Origin of the sequence: Shewanella sp. Pdp11, assembly GCF_002838165.1 — a bacterium.
GTDB classification, from domain to species: domain Bacteria; phylum Pseudomonadota; class Gammaproteobacteria; order Enterobacterales; family Shewanellaceae; genus Shewanella; species Shewanella hafniensis.
Window position 1 is genome coordinate 783,361 of record NZ_CP015194.1, and the last position, 17,466, is coordinate 800,826.

The following is a 17,466-nucleotide window of genomic DNA, read 5'->3' on the forward strand; positions in this document are numbered from 1 at the left end:
TATTGGCTCCATAACGACAGGTTAGCGCGACAAATGAGTTGCATACACTAGTTCCACAAATAGTGGTCGAGCAGTAATGCCATGAATAACAACATCAAATGATAGATAGAGAAGCGGAACACTTGCATCGCTAAGCCATCATGATCCCGATATTTAAGTTGCCATGCTTTATAAATAAATCCCGTGCTGAGTAAACTCGAGCAGACGAAATACACGGGCCCACACATACCAACCAGCACAGGTAATAGGCAAGCAATTGCCAGCAATACTGTGTAGAGCAGAATACAGGTTTTAGTAAACTCGACACCGTGGGTAACCGGCAGCATGGGAATATCCACTTTGGCATATTCGGCGCGTCTGTGAATGGCCAGAGCCCAAAAATGTGGCGGCGTCCACGTAAAGATGATGATCACTAACAACAGCGCATGGCCGTGAAATTCGTTCGTCACTGCAGTCCATCCCAGCAAGGGTGGCATAGCTCCCGCAAGGCCTCCAATCACAATGTTTTGTGATGTTGCGCGCTTCAAATAGGCCGTATAAACCAAGGCATAACCAATCAAGCTGGCAAAGGTGAGCCAAGCTGTGAGTGGATTTACTAAAGAATATAAGACGATAAAGCCAAGACTACCTAAGCTAGCGGCGAAAATTAACGCGCGGGTTGCCGAAATACGCCCTTTGGGTAGTGGGCGATTGTAGGTGCGTGCCATTAAGCCATCAATACGGCGATCGATCAGATGATTTAGCGCCGCCGCCGAACCCGCCATCATGGCAATGCCCAGCATACCCGCGAGTAAAGGTTGAACGGGCACAGCATGGGGCACAGCCAGACACATGCCGACTAAGACAGTGAGCAGCATGAGTGCGACCACTTTAGGTTTAGTCATTTCAAAATAGGCGCGCCATGTCACGCTGAACGTGGGTAGGCTACTGGTGATTGAGAGTGGTTTTGCCATCTTGGAGCCCTCGCTTAGGCTTTGCGCCATAAGAAATAGTTGATTGCGACTAAGGTCAGCAGCAGTAGTGCCGCCCCGCCGTTGTGAGACACGGCAATACCCAGTGGTAAATGCATTACTACGTTAGAAATACCTAAGCTCACTTGTAGGATCACTAGCCCCACCAGTAAGAGGCTTAAGGCCCTCATCCCTGCAGCGCCAACAAATAATCGATAGGCGAGCACGAGTAATAAACTCGCGGTGACGATAGCGCCTATTCTGTGGGCGATATGGATAGTCATCCGCGCTGGGTAATCGAGTACCCCAAATTCGAAACTGTGGTGTTGGCCTTGGAATGGTGAAAAGGCCTCCGCTATTGCCAAGTTATCCATCCAGTTGCCTTCGCAAATGGGTAATGCGGTGCAGGCTAGCGCCGCATAGTTAGATGAGGTCCAAGCGCCCAGCATAATCTGACCCACAAGCACGAACAGGCTCACCAGCGCCAACGGTGCCAGATTACGGGCATGGGATTCGCTATTAAAGATCCGCCGCGGCCGCGTTCGTAGATAGAGGAGTAACAACAGTGAAATTAGGCTGAATCCACCAATAAGATGCGACATCACCACTATGGGCATGAGTTTCATCGTCACTGTCCACATGCCGAGTGCGGCTTGAAAGAGGATCAGCAGCACTATGATGAGCGGTAACTTTTTCGGTGCTTCTGGCGTTTTCAGGCACAAAACTAAGATTAACAACACCAGTAAGCCAAGTCCGCCTGCGATATATCTGTGGATCATCTCCAGCCAGGCTTTCTCTGGGTGGATATCGTGATCGGGAAAGATGGTTTGGGCATGGGCGATTTCATGGTCTTGGGTAGGCACCTTGATATGGCCGTAGCAACCCGGCCAATCGGGGCAGCCTAGACCTGCATCCGATAGGCGAGTGTAAGCACCCATTAAAATCACTAATAGGGTAAAGACTAAGGTTAAGCGAAGAACCCAAGTTAGCTGCATCAATCTACCCTCGACAGTTTTAACAACTTACGCAGATCCGCAATCAAGGCTTTGCCTTGAGCTAAATGCGCTTCTCTACCCTGCACTTGGGGATAGCGCAGCACTAAGCTGCCTAAGGGATCGACTATGATCAGCTGCTGTTCATCTAGCCAGTGGCTTAAGCCAGCATTGGCGGGACGAGTGTTGAAGTGAAAGGCGCTTAAAGCGTTAAGATCGCTGTCGGGATGGGTGAGAATGAGTGGTTCGACTCGCGCCTGATCTGGCCCTAGCGCAGTGTGGCTTTGGCGTAAAATATACAGGCGTTCGCGGCAAGCATCGTCGCATTGGGCGGGCAGTAAATATAGCAGTTGCCATTCTTTAGGATTGGGATTTTCAACCCCAAGGCTGGCATAACTGGTCTCAGGATTGATCAGCTCGCCATGATTAGTGGCGCCGCCGTGGTATAAATTCAGGCTCAGCACTAGCTTGGCTATTACCACGGGCGCGATAAACGCCAGCAACAACAAGCCCAATGCTTTGTGTTTAGATTTATTCTGGGAGTTCATGCTTGCTCCTCTCATTCAAATTATCCCTAATTTATTGTTTTATATTTATTTAGTTTTTATTTGTGTCTTGCTAAGTATGGTACGAATTTCCCTATTCGCTCCTTGAGTTTGCGATTGTTTCGGCACTCTGGCGTTTTACATATTTAATCCCTTGCCACAACATGAGCCCAGCAAACACGGCCGCCATAGAGAACCACTGCAACGCATAACCCCAATGTTTTTGTGCTGGCAGAGGGAAGGGTTGCCAAGGATGCGGTAAGGCAAGTGTTGGTAACTCATCCGGTTGCAGCACCGCAGGGAGTAAAGGGTGGCCTAGCATCTGCGACATCTCGGGAATATTGAGATTCTGAAAGCGAATATTTGCCCCCGACTCAGCCATCAAGGACTGACTCAAAGGATTGATTTGCTTTTGATAAAGCCGACCTTCGAGAATTAATTCACCGCTAAGTGGGGTGATTTGAGGCAACTCACCACGGTGGGAGCCTGCGGCGACAAAACCGAGTTCGACCAGCAACCAAGGTTTTCCAGCTTCCACTTGTAGGGGCTGAAAGGCTAAATAGCCCACTTGACCCTGATAGATTTGATTATCCAGTAGCCAGATTTGTGAGCTCGCGGGCGTTGCCTGTACTTGTAGACGATAACCTGTGACGCTTTCCTTATTTACCTTTAGCTGGAGCTGCTCAAAACTGAGTGGTAATAAGGATTGCCTCGCCTCCATTTGCGCTTGTAGGACGGTTTTTTCTTCACCTCGGGCTAATTGCCATAGGCCCAGCTTGACCAAAATCCCGAATACAGCCACAGTCAGTATCAGCAAAAAAACCGTTAATTTATTCAGCAGAACATAAGGATATTGCATGAATACCCTATTCATTTTTAAGTTGGTCTTAGTTCTGCTGTTGCTGTTCATCATTTTTAATCTAGGTCGCGCCTTGTTTATTATGGTGAAAGGTGACAATAAAGTGCCGATGAGCCGTTATCTTGGTCGCCGAGTGATTTTCTCTGTACTCGTTATTCTGTTACTGCTGGTGGCATTGGGGACTGGGTTAATCAGCCACAATCCCACGCCTTACTAAAGCCTTAAAGTACGTAGACGAAAATAAACAAACACAGCCAGACCACATCCACAAAGTGCCAATACCAACTCCCCGCTTGGAAAGCAAAATGCTTATCTGCGCTAAAGTGACCCTTCAACACTCTGAAAAACAACACTAATAAGAATACCGTTCCTAGGGTCACGTGCATGCCGTGAAAACCCGTTAGCAGGAAGAAGGTATTGCCATAAATCCCAGAGGTTAAGGTGAGTCCCATTTCCTGATAGGCGTGGATATACTCTTCGGCCTGTAAGGCAAGGAAACCCATCCCTAAGAGTATGGTGATCCCGAGCCAGAGGGTAATGGCGGGACGTTTGCCTTTTTCTAAGCTGACATGGGCAAAATGTAAGGTGACAGAAGAGGTTAGCAGCACAATAGTGTTGATTAATGGCAGACCAGTCCATGGCATAGCCTCGGTTTTTGTCCCATCAGGTGTGGTGATCAATGGCCAAACGGCTTCGAACTGTGGCCAGAGCACTTCGTGGGTCATGGCATTATTCGAGGCGCCGCCAAGCCAAGGCACCGCGACCATGCGAGCATAAAATAATGCCCCGAAAAATGCCGCGAAAAACATCACTTCGGAGAAAATAAACCAACTCATGCCTTGGCGAAAGGATCTATCCATTTGGTGCGAATAAAGTCCTGTCATGGATTCGTTGATCACGGTTCTAAACCAGCCAACCAGCATAAAGAGGATCACGGCGATACCCGCGAGTAGGATATAACCGCCACCCGATGCGCCTGATTTTAGTTGTTGTACAAAGCTTCCTGCACCAAAGGCGATTAAAAACAGCCCTATAGCACCAATGATGGGCCAAGCGCTTTGGGCGGGGACATAGTAAGGTTCATGTTTTGTAGTCATTTTGCAGCTCCTTGCTCTAGGGCAGACGCTAACTGCTTGTCGGTAATGTCGTAGAGGGTGTAAGAGAGGGTCAGAGTGTGGATGGACTCAGGTAACTGAGGATCCACAAAGAAAATGAGTGGCAACTCTGCGCTGGTCGAAGCCGCTAAGTGCTGTTGATTAAAGCAAAAACATTCAGTTTTATTAAAATAGGCAGCACCTTGGCCTGGGGATACCGAAGGTATCGCCTGACCGACCGTTGCTCTGTCTGACACATTGCGTGCCAAAAATGCTGTGTGTATCAGTTCGCCGGGGTGGACTTCGAGCCGCTTGGTTTGCGGCTCAAATTTCCACGGCATACCCGTTTGCACTTGGGAGATAAATTCCACGATGACAACACGGCTAGTATCGACGGTTATCGCTTGATAACTACTGGCAGTATTGGAGGTTTTACCGTTAATCCCTAGCTTCTCACACAGCACATCGTATAGCGGCACCAGCGCGAACCCAAAACCAAACATACCGATACAGCCCATGACGAGCATGCTGATAAGCTTTCGATTTGACTTAGGTTTTTCTGGCTGGCTATGGTTGGTCATTTCATTTCACCTCAGGTGGTGTCGTGAAGGAGTGGTAGGGTGCGGGGCTTGGCAATGTCCACTCTAATCCCTCGCTGCCTTCCCAAGGTTTAGCGGGGGCTTTCTCGCCACCACGGATGCACTTGATCACTAAGACTAAGAAAATCAATTGCGATAAACCGAAGGCAAAGCCACCAATCGAGACGATTTGATTAACATCGGCAAATTGAATCGAGTAATCGGGAATGCGCCTTGGCATACCCGCGAGCCCAAGGAAATGCATGGGGAAAAACAGCACATTGACCGAAATCACCGAACACCAGAAGTGCCATTGTCCCAGTCGTTCGTTGTACATATGCCCCGTCCACTTAGGTAGCCAGTAATAGGCCGCCGCCATGATGGAGAAAATCGCCCCTGTTACGAGCACATAATGGAAATGCGCCACCACAAAATAGGTGTCGTGGTATTGGAAGTCGGCGGGCGTAATGGCGAGCATTAACCCCGAAAAACCGCCAATGGTGAAGAGTATGATAAAGGCCACGGCGAACAACATAGGGGTTTCGAAGCTGAGCGAGCCGCGCCACATAGTCGCCACCCAGTTAAATACTTTCACCCCCGTTGGCACCGCAATCAACATAGTGCAATACATGAAAAACAGCTCGGCAAACACTGGCATACCTGTAGTGAACATATGATGTGCCCACACGAGGAACGACAGAATTGCAATACTCGCAGTTGCATAAACCATTGATGCATAGCCAAATAAGGGTTTGCGACTGAAGGCGGGCACTATGGCTGAGATGATACCAAAGGACGGCAAGATCATGATGTAAACTTCGGGGTGGCCGAAGAACCAGAAGATATGCTGGAACATCACAGGATCGCCACCCCCCGCGGCGTCGAAGAAGCTAGTGCCGAAAAACTTATCGGTCAGCACCATAGTTACAGCGCCCGCGAGGACGGGCATCACAGCGATCAGCAGGAATGCTGTGATAAGCCAAGTCCATACAAATAGCGGTAACTTCATCCATGTCATGCCGGGCGCACGTAAGTTCACTATGGTCACAATCACGTTGATTGCGCCCATAATTGAACTTATCCCCATGATATGAATAGAGAACACGAAGAGTGCCGTGCTATCGGGGCTATAAGTGGTTGATAGTGGCGCGTAGAAGGTCCAACCAAAGTTAGGCCCGCCGCCTTCCATAAACAGTGAGCTGAGCAAAATGGTAAAGGCGAAGGGTAAGATCCAAAAACTCCAGTTATTCATCCGTGGCAGCGCCATATCGGGCGCCCCAATCATCATAGGGATCAGCCAGTTGGCGAGCCCAGTAAAGGCTGGCATCACGGCGCCGAACACCATAATCAGCCCATGGACTGTGGTCATTTGGTTGAAAAAATTGGGCTCGACCAATTGTAATCCGGGCTGAAACAGTTCAGCGCGGATCACCATGGCCATAGCGCCACCGGTTAAAAACATAATGAAGCTGAACCATAAATACAGAGTACCAATGTCTTTATGGTTGGTGGTTAGCACCCAGCGCATGATGCCCTTTGGCGCACCATGATGATGGTCATCATGGGCTGCGGTTTGATCTTGAGTCGTTGTGCTCATCATAATCCCCTACTGTCCATGGCTGGCGATATCAGCGGGTTGCACTGTATCGCCGGTATTGTTGCCCCAAGCATTGCGCTCATAGGTAATGACGGCCGCGAGTTGCTGTGGGCTGAGTTGTTTGCCAAATGCCTGCATAGCCGTGCCCGTTTTGCCGTGCATCACAATATCTAGATGATTAGCAACGGGTCCTGTGGCGATAGCACTGCCAGCGAGGGCGGGGAAGGCTGGTGGTATGCCAGCTCCCGTTAACTGATGGCAGGCCGCACAAGTGGTGGCGTAAACAGTTTCACCTTCGGCCATCAAGGCGTCGTGGGTGAGTGTGGGGAGGCTGGCGGGATCGACAACTGCAACTGGCTCAGGTTCAGGCGCGGGAGTTGGGGTCGTATTGGCTGGCGCTGCAGTAGATGCTGGTGTGCCAGCGCTGCCGTTCATATGCTCGTTAACATCTTTGGCCTGCACAGCATCGCCAGTATTATTGCCCCATGCATTACGCTCATAGGTAATAACGGCGGCCATTTCTTGTGCCGTCAATTGCTTACCAAAGGCTTGCATGGCGGTACCCGCTTTACCGTTAATCACGATTTCAAGGTGGCCGCTGAGCGGTCCCGTTGCTATCGGACTGCCTTTGAGGTGTGGGAATACGCCTTGTAACCCCTCGCCATTAGGCTGGTGGCAGGCTGCGCAGTGACCGAGGTAAACTTGCTCACCTTGGATCATTAGCTCCTCTTTGCTAAGGGTCTGTGACAATGCAGCTTGAGCAGCTTCTGCCGCCGCGCCTGCAGCTTGTTTTTGCTCCGCTACCCAAGCTTCAAACTCGGCTTCGGGTAGGGCTTGCACTACAATGGGCATAAAACCATGGTCTTTACCGCAAAGCTCGGCGCACTGACCACGGTAAATGCCGGGTTTGTCTATGCGAGTCCAGGCCTCATTGATAAATCCTGGGTTGGCATCTTTCTTCACCGCAAAAGCGGGAACCCACCATGAATGGATCACATCTTCTGAGGTCATCAGGAAGCGAATTTTGCGGTTTATCGGCAGCACGAGCGGCTTATCGACCTCCAAAAGGTAGTGTTCACCCTTGGTTTCGGTACCGTCGATTTGTGTTCTTGGGGTTGCGAGTATGCTGTAAAAATCAATGTCTTGATCGAAATAGCTGTAGTGCCATTTCCATTGGGAACCTGTGACTTTAACGGTGAGATCGGCATTGCTGGGATCTTCCATCGCAATTAAGGTTTTTGTCGCTGGAATCGCCATTAAGATCAAAATGATAAATGGCAGAATCGTCCAAGCGATTTCAACTTTAGTGCTTTCGTGAAAGTGCGACGCGACAGCGCCTTTGGATTTTCTGTGATTGATCATGGCGTAAATCATCACGCCAAAGACCACAAGGCCAATGGCGCAGCAGATATACAAGATGGTCATGTGCAAGTGATAAACCTTGCCACTGATCTCGGTTACGCCAGGGGTCATGTTGAACCGCATGTCCGCGGCGGCCAACGGTGGTGCGAATAACACCACGAGTAAACAATACAACAATTGCTTCACAAGACTTCTCCTCTGCCAATTGCGAATAGCAACTACAAAGAAGAGCAACACAGTAAGTCTCAACTCTATGCAAACTCTTCAGTTTCCAAAAAAGCGTTTTTGACTTCAACGTGCGTTGGCGGCTGTTACTTTTAATTAAGTATTGTTACTGCTGGTATTAGCCACGCTGGCACATACGACTGAAATAAATCTTTTCTCTATTTTTAGTGGCATTTTGAACTCGATTACGGCTCGAGTTATTTGCCACGGGCGGCGATATATCATCGCCGACTAAATCAACCATACTTGCTGTTTAAATATTGATCAAGATCACTTATTTATCTAATTGTCTGAAAAATTGCCAAAAAAAAGCCTCACATTCATAGGCGAGGCGGCTTTCAAGGTAAAAAAATAAATGAATATTTAATGTACAGCGCTAAAAAAAGATTGTTGGCCGAAGAGATTGCCTTGCTCAATGCGTACGTCGCCATGTAAGTGACTGTTTACGTCTTCAAGCACTATGCCCATGGCGCGGGCACTTTTAGCCACGATTTGCAGGCGACGATTATCGCGTGCATCCAGTGATTGGGTCCAAGTAATAACTGCACTGGACGTACCACTTGTTAAGGCTTTTTCCATCGCCCACAGGGTTTCGACTTCATCTTTAGCGTGCACCAGCAAGACTCTGTCCATACGCACGCCTGCATTGGCGAGCATTTGTTTGTAGCCAATGCTCGGTGGGTTGATGAGTACTAACCAACGACCCTGTTGGCTTAACTGGGCGAGTTGCGCACTCAAATGGATTAACTCTTGGCGGCCTTGAGTCTTAGTTGGCATGCAGGCGATAGGTGCGTGGTGCCAGTCATAGTCGGCATCACGGACTTCATCGAGCCACAAGCCCGGATGGCGGGGTGCATTGCCAAGTAGTTTGTTCATAGCCAATCTCCATTACGGATCACACCGACGGCGAGTCCTTCAATTGTTAAACTTTGATAGCCTAAATCCACTTTTATCGGGGAATAGTCTTCATTTTCGGCGTGTAGATAGACCACATTGCCTTTTTTTTCGAAACGTTTAACAGTGACATCGTCGTCGACTCTAGCGACAACCACTTGACCATTTCTAGCTTGTTGTACTTTATGAACAGCCAGCAAATCTCCTTCGAGAATGCCGATATTCTTCATGCTGTCGCCTTTAACCCGCAGTAAGAAATCGGCGGCGGGATGGAACATGCTCGGGTCGACTTGGTAGTACTGTTCAACATGTTCTTGGGCGAGGATAGGTTCACCCGCGGCCACTTGGCCGATGAGCGGTAAACCTGTTTCAGTTAAATCTTCGACTTCCGCAGGTAGGCGAATGCCCCGCGAAGTGCCCGGCATGATCTCAATGCAGCCCTTTTTCGCCAACGCTTTAAGATGCTCTTCAGCCGCATTGGCGCTCTTAAAACCTAAACGGGTCGCGATTTCTGCCCGTGTGGGTGGCATGCCAGTATCGGCAATATTTCGTTTAATTAGCTCTAAAATTTCAGCTTGGCGTGGCGTCAAAGGTCTCATGGTGTTTCCTGTTTTTCTATACAGTTACTGTTAGTATATACAGTATTATTTGCAGCGCAAGTATTAACCACTTTTTAGCTATGTTGGAGAGAATTAGCGAATATTACCCATAGTCTGGTATTCTATCGGGCTAGTAAACGTACTTAATTGCATAAGAATAATGCCTAAACACGACTCTCTTTGGTTGAAATCATTACGCTGGATCCAAAAACACTTAGTGCACACTATTGTTGTGCCTCAGGATCCCTTTGCCGATCTGAATCTGGATGCCTCCAGACCCCTTGCTTATGTGATGAAAACGGAATCGCTGAGTGACATCGCTGCCCTGAGTGAAATAACGGCAAAGTTAGGACTACCGAGCCCCTATGAGCCTTTAGTGGCGAATGGTGTGATTGCGCCTCGGGTTGTCTGCCTCCAGGGGCGTAAGCCGCTGTTTGGCGAGCGTGCCGGTAACGAGCCTTTCCTCGAATGCTTTATGCGTTTGTTAGCCGTGCATAAGGAGCGCCCTGAATTGGATATTCAACTGGTGCCCGTGAGCCTGTATTGGGGCCGCACACCAGGGAAAGAAGACGACACTATGAAGGCGGCTGTGTTTGAGCGGGAAAACCCGACTTGGCTGCGTAAGTGTCTGATGATTCTGTTCTTAGGTCGACATAACTTCGTGCAGTTTTCGAATGCGGTATCCCTGCGTTATATGGCCGACGAGCATGGCACAGACATGGGTATCGCCCATAAGTTAGCGCGGGTCGCGCGGGTGCATTTCCGTCGTCAACGCAAGGTGATGACAGGGCCTGTGCTGCCAAATCGCCAAGCACTGTTTCATTCGTTGCTCAAATCTGAATCGTTGCGTAAAGCGATTCAAGAAGAAGCCGTCAGTAAGAAGATTTCAGAGACCCAAGCGCGCGAGACAGCCATTGAGTATCTCGATGAAATCGCTGCCGATTACTCAGATAGTTTAGTTCGTATTGCCGAGCGTTTCTTAACTTGGTTATGGAACAAGCTTTACAGCGGGATCAATATCAAAGGTGCCGAGCAAGTTCGCCAGTTACACCACGATGGTCACGAGATTGTTTATGTGCCTTGCCATCGCAGTCACATGGATTACCTGCTGTTATCGTATATTTTGTACTATCAAGGTATGGTTCCGCCGCACATTGCCGCTGGTATTAACCTCAACTTCTGGCCTGCTGGACCTATGTTCCGTCGCGGTGGTGCCTTCTTTATCCGCCGTAGTTTTAATGGCAACAAGCTGTATACCGCAGTATTCCGTGAGTATTTAGATCAACTGTTTGCTAAAGGTTATTCGGTGGAATATTTCTCCGAAGGCGGCCGCTCACGTACGGGGCGTCTATTGGCGCCCAAAACTGGCATGATCGCTATGACGATGAACAGCGTGCTGCGCGGTATCGAGCGTCCAGTCACGCTAGTGCCTGTATATTTAGGCTACGACCATGTGATGGAGGTAGCGACTTACCATAAAGAATTAAGCGGTAAGAAAAAGAAAAAAGAATCTGTGTGGCAAGTGTTTGGCGCGATCCGCAAACTGGGTAATTTCGGCCAAGGTTATGTGAACTTTGGCGAGCCCATTACCCTGCAAAACTTCTTAAATGAGCGTGCGCCAAACTGGCGTAATGAGGTAGCCGATGATCCTGAGCAAAAACCGAGTTGGTTAACGCCAGCGGTAAACGTGCTAGCGAATCGAGTGATGACACGTATCAATGATGCGGCGGCAGCGAGTTCAGTGACCTTGACGAGCTTAGTGTTGCTGGCGACAGATCAAAATGCCTTAGAGCGCAGTCTGTTGGAGCGTCAGCTTGATTTGTATCTGACCCTACTCAAAAAAGTGCCTTACACTGCTTACACTTCGGTTGCCGAAGGTGATGGCAAGCATCTAGTGCAGCAAGGTTTAGATCTGAACAAGTTTGTTGTTAGTGCCGATCCTTTAGGAGAAATCGTGTCTATCGAAGCGAGTCAGGCTGTGTCCATGACTTACTATCGTAACAATATCATCCACTTATTTATCGTGCCGTCATTAATTGCGAGTTGTTTAACGCATAATGAGCAGATCCCGCGTCAGCAAGTGGTGTCAATCGTTGCCGATTTTTATCCGCTACTGAAAGCAGAACTCTTTATGGGCATTAAAGATGTACCTGCCTATGTCAACCAAGTGCTGGATTTCTTCATTGAACAAGGGTTAGTGGTCGAGACTGATACCTTAGCTGTCGTGCCAGAGCACACTAGCCAACTATTATTGTTAGCCAGTTCAGTGAGCGAGACCTTGCAACGCTATGCGATTATTTTCAATCTGTTAGCAAACAGACCTAAGATGGAGCGCTCAGAACTTGAGTCTGAGAGCCATCTACTTGCCCAGCGTTTAGGCGCTTTGCATGGCATTACTGCGCCTGAGTTCTACGATAAAAAACTCTACGGCACCTTGAGTGTTAAGCTCAAAGAATTGGGCTATCTGGCAGATAACCAAGATAAGTCCAATATCAATCGCATCCGAGATCAAGCCAATAGCTTATTACGTCCGTCAGTGAGACAAACGATAGTGGCGAGTGTCACCGCGGAGCACACAGTTTAATGGCAAATCATATGAATGCGGCTAAGCATAAGCCCGCAGGTAAGTCCTTGCTTGGTGGTGCCATGATTATTGCTGGCACGACCGTAGGTGCTGGGATGTTTTCTCTGCCCGTGGTCGGTGCAGGTATGTGGTTTGGCTATTCGATTTTGATGTTATTGGGTATTTGGTTTTGCATGTTGATGTCGGGCTTGCTCTTACTCGAAACCAATTTGCATTTCGAACCCGGTGCCAGCTTCGATACCTTAACTAAGCAAACCCTCGGACAGTTTTGGCGGATAGTGAACGGCGTTTCTATCGCGTTCGTGCTATATATTTTGACCTATGCCTATATCAGCGGCGGTGGTTCGATTGTAAACCACAGCTTGCAGGGCATGGGAATTGAGTTACCGCAAAGTGTTGCAGGGCTAGTGTTCGCCATAGTGTTGGCGAGCATAGTGTTGATCAGTACTAAAGCCGTGGATCGTATTACCACGATTATGCTCGGCGGTATGATCATTACCTTTTTCCTCGCTATCGGTAACTTACTGATCGAAATCGATGTGACTAAGTTGCTCGAACCCGATGGTAATAACAGCTTTTCACCATATCTGTGGGCGGCGCTGCCCTTTGGTCTTGCCAGCTTTGGCTACCATGGTAACGTTCCCAGCTTAGTGAAGTATTACGGCAAAGATTCCGCCACCATTATCAAGGCGATTTTCGTCGGCACCTTTATCGCGCTGGTGATTTATGCCTGTTGGTTAGTGGCGACTATGGGCAATATTCCCCGCAGCCAGTTTATCGATATTATTGCCCAAGGCGGCAATATGGGTGTCTTGGTGGGCGCTTTGTCTGAGGTGATGGCGAGTCGCTGGTTAGACAGCATGTTGACCCTGTTTGCTAACTTGGCCGTGGCCTCATCTTTCTTAGGGGTGACCTTAGGTTTGTTCGATTATCTCGCCGACTTGTTTGGTTTTGACGATTCACGCTCGGGCCGGATGAAAACCGCGTTAGTGACCTTTGTGCCGCCAACGATTTTAGGATTACTGTTCCCCGACGGCTTCTTAGTGGCGATTGGTTTTGCGGCATTAGCGGCGACTGTATGGGCGGTAATCGTCCCAGCGCTGATGGCCTATAAATCACGGCAGTTATTCCCCGAGAGCACAGGTTTTAGAGTGATAGGCGGTACACCGTTAATTATTCTTGTGGTGTTATTCGGCATAGTCACGGGTGCTTGTCATCTGCTCGCGATGGCAAATTTATTGCCTCAGTATTCCTAATTTGTTTCGATGATTTAAGCCCTCTGCGTGAGGGCTTTTTTGTATTTGGCCATTGAGTTTTAATTCTGAAGATCTTTTTTATCCCGACACTGGACAGAAGCCCGAACTCAGGCTTAACTCGAATGATTGTAAAAATGAAGGAGCCAATGATGAAAATTACTCAGTACGCACAAGGACATGCATGTTGGGTTGAACTCGCAAGCCACGATTGGCAAGCTGCTAAGGCATTTTATCAAGCGTTATTTGGTTGGGACTCAGTTGAAATGCCTATCCCAGAAGGTCATTTTTCGCTATTTAATTTAGCAGGTGATGATTTAGGCGCCATGTACCAAATTCCTGAGTCTGAGTCGCAGATCCCCAGTCATTGGCGTGTCTACTTTGCCGTGGATGATATGGATGCCAGCATTGCAGCGATTCAAGCTGCGGGCGGCCAAGTGCACATGGGGCCGCATATTGTGGGAGATGTGGGGGTGATGGCGCAGGTGAGCGATCCGCAAGGCGCACGTTTTGCACTGTGGCAAGCGAAGAACCATATCGGTGCTCGCCGTCAGGGTGAACTCAATACCCTTTGCTGGGTTGAACTGGCTTGTAAAGAACCATGCGCTGAAGAAGCCTTTTACTGCAAAATATTCCCTTGGACTAACACGCCCAGCGATATGCCAGACATCGAATACTCTGAGTGGCAAGTTGATGGGCAATCCATCGGCGGTATGATGACCATAATGCCCGAATGGGGCGATATCTCTCCCCATTGGCTGCTTTATTTTGCCGTAGCCGATTGCGATGCATTTGCAGAAAAAGCCCAAGCCTTAGGCGCACAAGTGTGCATTCTGCCTAGTGATATCCCCGATGTGGGTCGATTCTCTGTGATAGCTGATGCTCAAGGTGCCACCTTTGCGGTGATCGAGCTTAATCAGATGTAAGGCCATATTTAGGACGAGTCATATTAAGATTAAAAACGGCGACACTCAGTCGCCGTTTTTATTCGTCTAACCATTTGTTTAATTAGCATTATCAATCATGATTGTCTCAGGGCAGGAGCCTCTGCCTGCTTTACTTGCTTTGGCGAGTAGACTAGGCAAGGAGTCTGAGGCTTTAATGACCTCGGGCAAGTTAATGCGGATTTCACTCAGTAATCCCTTGCCACATTCTAGGCTCATTTTAACGTGAGCACCTTGACCAAAACTGCTGTCAAAGCTTTGGTTTAGTTCACTTTTACTGACACTCTTACCTATGTTGTCATGAATATACTTTTGCACCCATGCCGAGGCGTTTACGGCTTGGGTCAGCTGGGCTGCCAGCAAAAAGTACTCGTTAGGATCTTGGCTACGGCAAGTGCCGTGTTTCCACCATTCGTGGCGTTCTAAACAGGTGCCATATTGAGCGCTCGGCATGACTTCTTCTAAATTTTTGCGCACAGATGGATTCAGTTCAAACTCAGGATAAGTACAGAAATCATTTGGTTGTAGTTTGACCGTGCTGCAATAACCGTAACGCGTGCCGCATTGTTGTTTATTCGGCCACAGTCCGTGCAGGCTGAAGTGTTGCCACTGGCTCGATTCAGGCGTTTGGCTGAGGGCGCGACATTCGGCTTTGCGGCGGCCATAGAGTTCACAAAAGGTACTTTGCCAGCTTAAGGCCAGCACGTTGGCGTCAAATTCACCGCCGATTTGGCATTGATCTCCTTGGCGTTTCTCTGGTGTGCCATGCTCTTTAAGGCTATCTCGGCTTTTGGCTTTAATGTCCGATGCCGTGGTGGTTTGCGCCGGTTCTACCGCTGTTGCAGGTGTCGATACATTACTGCCTGCAATATTAGACAGATACTGACCACAATCGCCACTAATCCACCGCATGGGAGACTTCACTGCGTTGGTGCGCACTCGTAGCCAGTCAGGTTTAGCGCTGTTGCCGAGGATTTCGAGTACCGGATAGCGCTCACCAATATTGCTCTGCCATTGATCTGGATTCGTCTGCTTATTTTTCGATTGAAATAGCTCACAGCGTTTATCGGCAACAAACTCACCGGTCGCGGGTGCGGTAAAGGCAGGTGCTGCTGAAATCATTAGTGCAGCGCATAAACCGAACGCCGCAAATAATGCACGCGATAGGCTTTTAAGGGAAAGTGCTTGCGGCCATATCCGGCGGATGGTCATACAAAATGGCTTAATCATGTGATGGAATCCTTTCTGCTGCAGTAAGTCGGGTCAATCCTGTGGTGCGCTAAGTTAATGGTACACATAAGCGTTATAAACTAAGAGGCTTATTTTATTGATAGCGAATACCCATGTCATTATGGTGTCATGCATTCGACTTATATTCAGGTTTCTACTTGTGAATATAAAGAGGTTATTCGTGCGTAAGGTAATCAATCTAAATGCTGTTTTGTTATCGTCTCTTGTGGTGCTATCGGGTTGTAATTCTGACTCTGACGACACTAATTCTACACCGATTGAACCAGCTGGGCGTTGGTTAAAAGGTGACTTACATGTACACACTGCGGTTTCGCAGGATGCTCGCGAAACCCAGTCTGATATTCTGAAGTGGGCCTTTGATGACTTCGGTTTAGACTATGTTTCCTTATCGAATCATATGCGTAATAACAGTCAAGATAATGATGATAACGACGTAGGTGGTTTGCTTTATTACGATGCCTTAACTCAGTATGAAATTCCTGGTCTAAAAAAGGCCATGCCTAACTATGAGGGCAAAATTGCCTATTCGAGTTTTGAGTGGGATATGCCAACCCATGAGCACTTTAATATCGGTATTTTAGGTGATGAAGCTAAAGTCTTGTCGGCGGTTAAAACCTTCGAGTACAGATTTAGTAGTAAAAATGATATTGCCGACTTTGATCCCCAAGATGTCACTGCTTGGACTGCTGCGGGTGATACCCGTCAAAACCAGACTCACGAAGATGCCGTTGCGGCGTTGAAATGGTTAGAGACTCATTATCCCGATAGTAGCTATGGGATGTTAAATCATCCTCGTCGTTATTTAACGAGTTATACGATTCAAGATGTTAGAGAGTTGAACGATGTAGCGCCGAATGTTTTCTTTATGGTTGAAGGTCTCGTTGGCGGGCAGTTCAGTGGTAACCGTGGTGACTATGGTGAGCGCAGTAGCGGCGTGTATGGCGGCGTTGACCCAGTCGTTGCTCAGGTCGGTGGTTGGTGGGATGCGCTATTGGGTGAAGGCCGCCAAATTTGGAATATGGGTAACTCAGATATCCATTTCAAAACACGAACACCCTACGCCAGTAGTTATTATCCCGGTGAATATGCGAAAAACTACACTTGGGTCGATGGCAAAGATACTACGGCGCTGTTAAAGGGGTTACGCTCGGGCAATAGCTTTTCTGTGTTTGGCGATTTGATTGATGACTTGGATTTTAAGCTTGAAAGTGGCAATAAGAATAGTGTCACCATGGGGCAAACTTTGGTAGCGAAAGCGGGTGACAAGTTAACGCTCACTATTCGCTTTAAAAGTCCGGCATTGAATAATAAAGAGTCGGATATCGGTAATGAAGCTTATGCAGGCATTAACCCTAGTGTAAACCACATCGACTTGATCGCAGGTAATGTGGGTCAGCGTGCTGAGCCTGGAACAGCGGCTTACGCAAAGGAAACAAACGATTCAACCTTAGTGGTCAAAACCTTTACCAGTGCAGACTGGCATAAAGATGCCGATGGCTACTACAGCATGAGTTACAGTTTTATTGCGGATCAGCATCAATACTTCCGTTTGCGTGGGACTAATCTAGATTACAACCAAGCTAACCTGACGGAAAAAGGTAATCCTTTAAAATCAGCTGTGATTAATCAAGCCGAAGATGAATCGGTTCAGGCTTGGTATAACAAGATTAATGATCGTAACTATAACGACCTGTGGTTCTATTCTAACCCTGTGTTTGTTAACACGACTAAATAACTCT

The 17,466-nt window shown here is 48.3% G+C and carries 16 protein-coding genes; 5 read left to right on the top strand and 11 right to left on the bottom strand.

The genetic code is table 11. The features are described 5' to 3' along the window. Positions 1–47: 47 nt before the first annotated feature. The 4 genes from cyoE to AYJ58_RS03605 all read right to left on the bottom strand — a co-directional run bounded on the left by cyoE (position 48) and on the right by AYJ58_RS03605 (position 3,346). Complete coding sequence (gene cyoE / locus AYJ58_RS03590; protein WP_006079596.1) at positions 48–953, bottom strand: heme o synthase; 906 nt, start codon at positions 951–953, stop codon at positions 48–50. 14 nt (positions 954–967) lie between these two features. Next, positions 968–1,945, bottom strand: coding sequence for a COX15/CtaA family protein (locus AYJ58_RS03595; protein ID WP_106649019.1), 978 nt, complete (start codon positions 1,943–1,945; stop codon positions 968–970). Continuing rightward, on the bottom strand, positions 1,945–2,490 hold the full coding sequence (locus tag AYJ58_RS03600; RefSeq protein ID WP_106649020.1) for a hypothetical protein: 546 nt from the start codon (positions 2,488–2,490) through the stop codon (positions 1,945–1,947). The genes AYJ58_RS03595 and AYJ58_RS03600 overlap by 1 nt, the downstream gene beginning before the upstream one ends. A gap of 91 nt (positions 2,491–2,581) precedes the next feature. Further along, positions 2,582–3,346 carry an SURF1 family protein gene (locus tag AYJ58_RS03605; protein WP_106649021.1) on the bottom strand — a complete coding sequence of 255 codons (765 nt, stop codon included), beginning with the start codon at positions 3,344–3,346 and terminating at the stop codon, positions 2,582–2,584. Between AYJ58_RS03605 and AYJ58_RS03610 the strand changes: the two genes are divergently transcribed. Beyond that, complete coding sequence (locus tag AYJ58_RS03610) at positions 3,345–3,563, top strand: DUF2909 family protein (protein ID WP_106649022.1); 219 nt, start codon at positions 3,345–3,347, stop codon at positions 3,561–3,563. The two genes, AYJ58_RS03605 and AYJ58_RS03610, sit on opposite strands and share 2 nt — an antisense overlap. A 4-nt stretch (positions 3,564–3,567) precedes the next feature. Here the strand turns inward: AYJ58_RS03610 and AYJ58_RS03615 are convergent, their stop codons facing one another. The 6 genes from AYJ58_RS03615 to lexA form a co-directional block, all read right to left on the bottom strand. Next, positions 3,568–4,443 (bottom strand): cytochrome c oxidase subunit 3, encoded by an 876-nt coding sequence (locus AYJ58_RS03615; protein ID WP_106649023.1) that lies wholly within the window; start codon positions 4,441–4,443, stop codon positions 3,568–3,570. After that, entirely contained in the window at positions 4,440–5,021 is a 582-nt protein-coding gene (locus AYJ58_RS03620) for a cytochrome c oxidase assembly protein (RefSeq protein ID WP_106649024.1), read from the bottom strand. The genes AYJ58_RS03615 and AYJ58_RS03620 overlap by 4 nt, the downstream gene beginning before the upstream one ends. 1 nt (position 5,022) lies before the next feature. Next, positions 5,023–6,615: a cytochrome c oxidase subunit I gene (ctaD, locus tag AYJ58_RS03625; RefSeq protein ID WP_106649025.1), complete on the bottom strand. Its 1,593-nt coding sequence runs from the start codon at positions 6,613–6,615 to the stop codon at positions 5,023–5,025. A 9-nt stretch (positions 6,616–6,624) separates the two neighbouring features. Beyond that, on the bottom strand, positions 6,625–8,163 hold the full coding sequence (gene coxB / locus AYJ58_RS03630) for a cytochrome c oxidase subunit II (RefSeq protein WP_106649026.1): 1,539 nt from the start codon (positions 8,161–8,163) through the stop codon (positions 6,625–6,627). 402 nt (positions 8,164–8,565) lie between these two features. Continuing rightward, positions 8,566–9,078 (bottom strand): cell division inhibitor SulA, encoded by a 513-nt coding sequence (locus AYJ58_RS03635; RefSeq protein WP_006084614.1) that lies wholly within the window; start codon positions 9,076–9,078, stop codon positions 8,566–8,568. Next, complete coding sequence (gene lexA, locus AYJ58_RS03640) at positions 9,075–9,695, bottom strand: transcriptional repressor LexA (RefSeq protein ID WP_106649027.1); 621 nt, start codon at positions 9,693–9,695, stop codon at positions 9,075–9,077. Before lexA ends, AYJ58_RS03635 begins: the two co-directional genes overlap by 4 nt. Positions 9,696–9,855: 160 nt before the next feature. Between lexA and plsB the strand changes: the two genes are divergently transcribed. The 3 genes from plsB (at position 9,856) to AYJ58_RS03655 (ending at position 14,458) form a co-directional block, all read left to right on the top strand. Then, the gene (gene plsB / locus AYJ58_RS03645) at positions 9,856–12,279 is read left to right on the top strand and encodes a glycerol-3-phosphate 1-O-acyltransferase PlsB (protein ID WP_106649028.1); all 2,424 of its coding nucleotides are present in this window, start codon (positions 9,856–9,858) and stop codon (positions 12,277–12,279) included. Further along, positions 12,279–13,535, top strand: coding sequence for a tryptophan permease (mtr, locus tag AYJ58_RS03650; RefSeq protein ID WP_106649029.1), 1,257 nt, complete (start codon positions 12,279–12,281; stop codon positions 13,533–13,535). Before plsB ends, mtr begins: the two co-directional genes overlap by 1 nt. A 149-nt stretch (positions 13,536–13,684) precedes the next feature. After that, on the top strand, positions 13,685–14,458 hold the full coding sequence (locus AYJ58_RS03655) for a VOC family protein (RefSeq protein WP_106649030.1): 774 nt from the start codon (positions 13,685–13,687) through the stop codon (positions 14,456–14,458). Positions 14,459–14,536: 78 nt separating this feature from the next. Here the strand turns inward: AYJ58_RS03655 and AYJ58_RS03660 are convergent, their stop codons facing one another. After that, positions 14,537–15,706 carry a ribonuclease T2 family protein gene (locus tag AYJ58_RS03660; protein WP_106649031.1) on the bottom strand — a complete coding sequence of 390 codons (1,170 nt, stop codon included), beginning with the start codon at positions 15,704–15,706 and terminating at the stop codon, positions 14,537–14,539. A 181-nt stretch (positions 15,707–15,887) separates the two neighbouring features. On the opposite strand from AYJ58_RS03660, the gene AYJ58_RS03665 reads away from it, so the two are divergent. Beyond that, entirely contained in the window at positions 15,888–17,462 is a 1,575-nt protein-coding gene (locus tag AYJ58_RS03665) for a hypothetical protein (RefSeq protein ID WP_106649032.1), read from the top strand. Positions 17,463–17,466 lie beyond the last annotated feature (4 nt).

What these genes read in the sequence shown, in the direction of transcription:
- cyoE (WP_006079596.1), bottom strand. Translation starts at nt 953, where the DNA reads ATGGCAAAACCACTCTCAATCACCAGTAGCCTACCCACGTTCAGCGTG.
- AYJ58_RS03595 (WP_106649019.1), bottom strand. Translation starts at nt 1,945, where the DNA reads ATGCAGCTAACTTGGGTTCTTCGCTTAACCTTAGTCTTTACCCTATTA.
- AYJ58_RS03600 (WP_106649020.1), bottom strand. Translation starts at nt 2,490, where the DNA reads ATGAACTCCCAGAATAAATCTAAACACAAAGCATTGGGCTTGTTGTTG.
- AYJ58_RS03610 (WP_106649022.1), top strand. Translation starts at nt 3,345, where the DNA reads ATGAATACCCTATTCATTTTTAAGTTGGTCTTAGTTCTGCTGTTGCTG.
- AYJ58_RS03605 (WP_106649021.1), bottom strand. Translation starts at nt 3,346, where the DNA reads ATGCAATATCCTTATGTTCTGCTGAATAAATTAACGGTTTTTTTGCTG.
- AYJ58_RS03615 (WP_106649023.1), bottom strand. Translation starts at nt 4,443, where the DNA reads ATGACTACAAAACATGAACCTTACTATGTCCCCGCCCAAAGCGCTTGG.
- AYJ58_RS03620 (WP_106649024.1), bottom strand. Translation starts at nt 5,021, where the DNA reads ATGACCAACCATAGCCAGCCAGAAAAACCTAAGTCAAATCGAAAGCTT.
- ctaD (WP_106649025.1), bottom strand. Translation starts at nt 6,615, where the DNA reads ATGAGCACAACGACTCAAGATCAAACCGCAGCCCATGATGACCATCAT.
- AYJ58_RS03635 (WP_006084614.1), bottom strand. Translation starts at nt 9,078, where the DNA reads ATGAACAAACTACTTGGCAATGCACCCCGCCATCCGGGCTTGTGGCTC.
- lexA (WP_106649027.1), bottom strand. Translation starts at nt 9,695, where the DNA reads ATGAGACCTTTGACGCCACGCCAAGCTGAAATTTTAGAGCTAATTAAA.
- plsB (WP_106649028.1), top strand. Translation starts at nt 9,856, where the DNA reads ATGCCTAAACACGACTCTCTTTGGTTGAAATCATTACGCTGGATCCAA.
- mtr (WP_106649029.1), top strand. Translation starts at nt 12,279, where the DNA reads ATGGCAAATCATATGAATGCGGCTAAGCATAAGCCCGCAGGTAAGTCC.
- AYJ58_RS03655 (WP_106649030.1), top strand. Translation starts at nt 13,685, where the DNA reads ATGAAAATTACTCAGTACGCACAAGGACATGCATGTTGGGTTGAACTC.
- AYJ58_RS03660 (WP_106649031.1), bottom strand. Translation starts at nt 15,706, where the DNA reads ATGATTAAGCCATTTTGTATGACCATCCGCCGGATATGGCCGCAAGCA.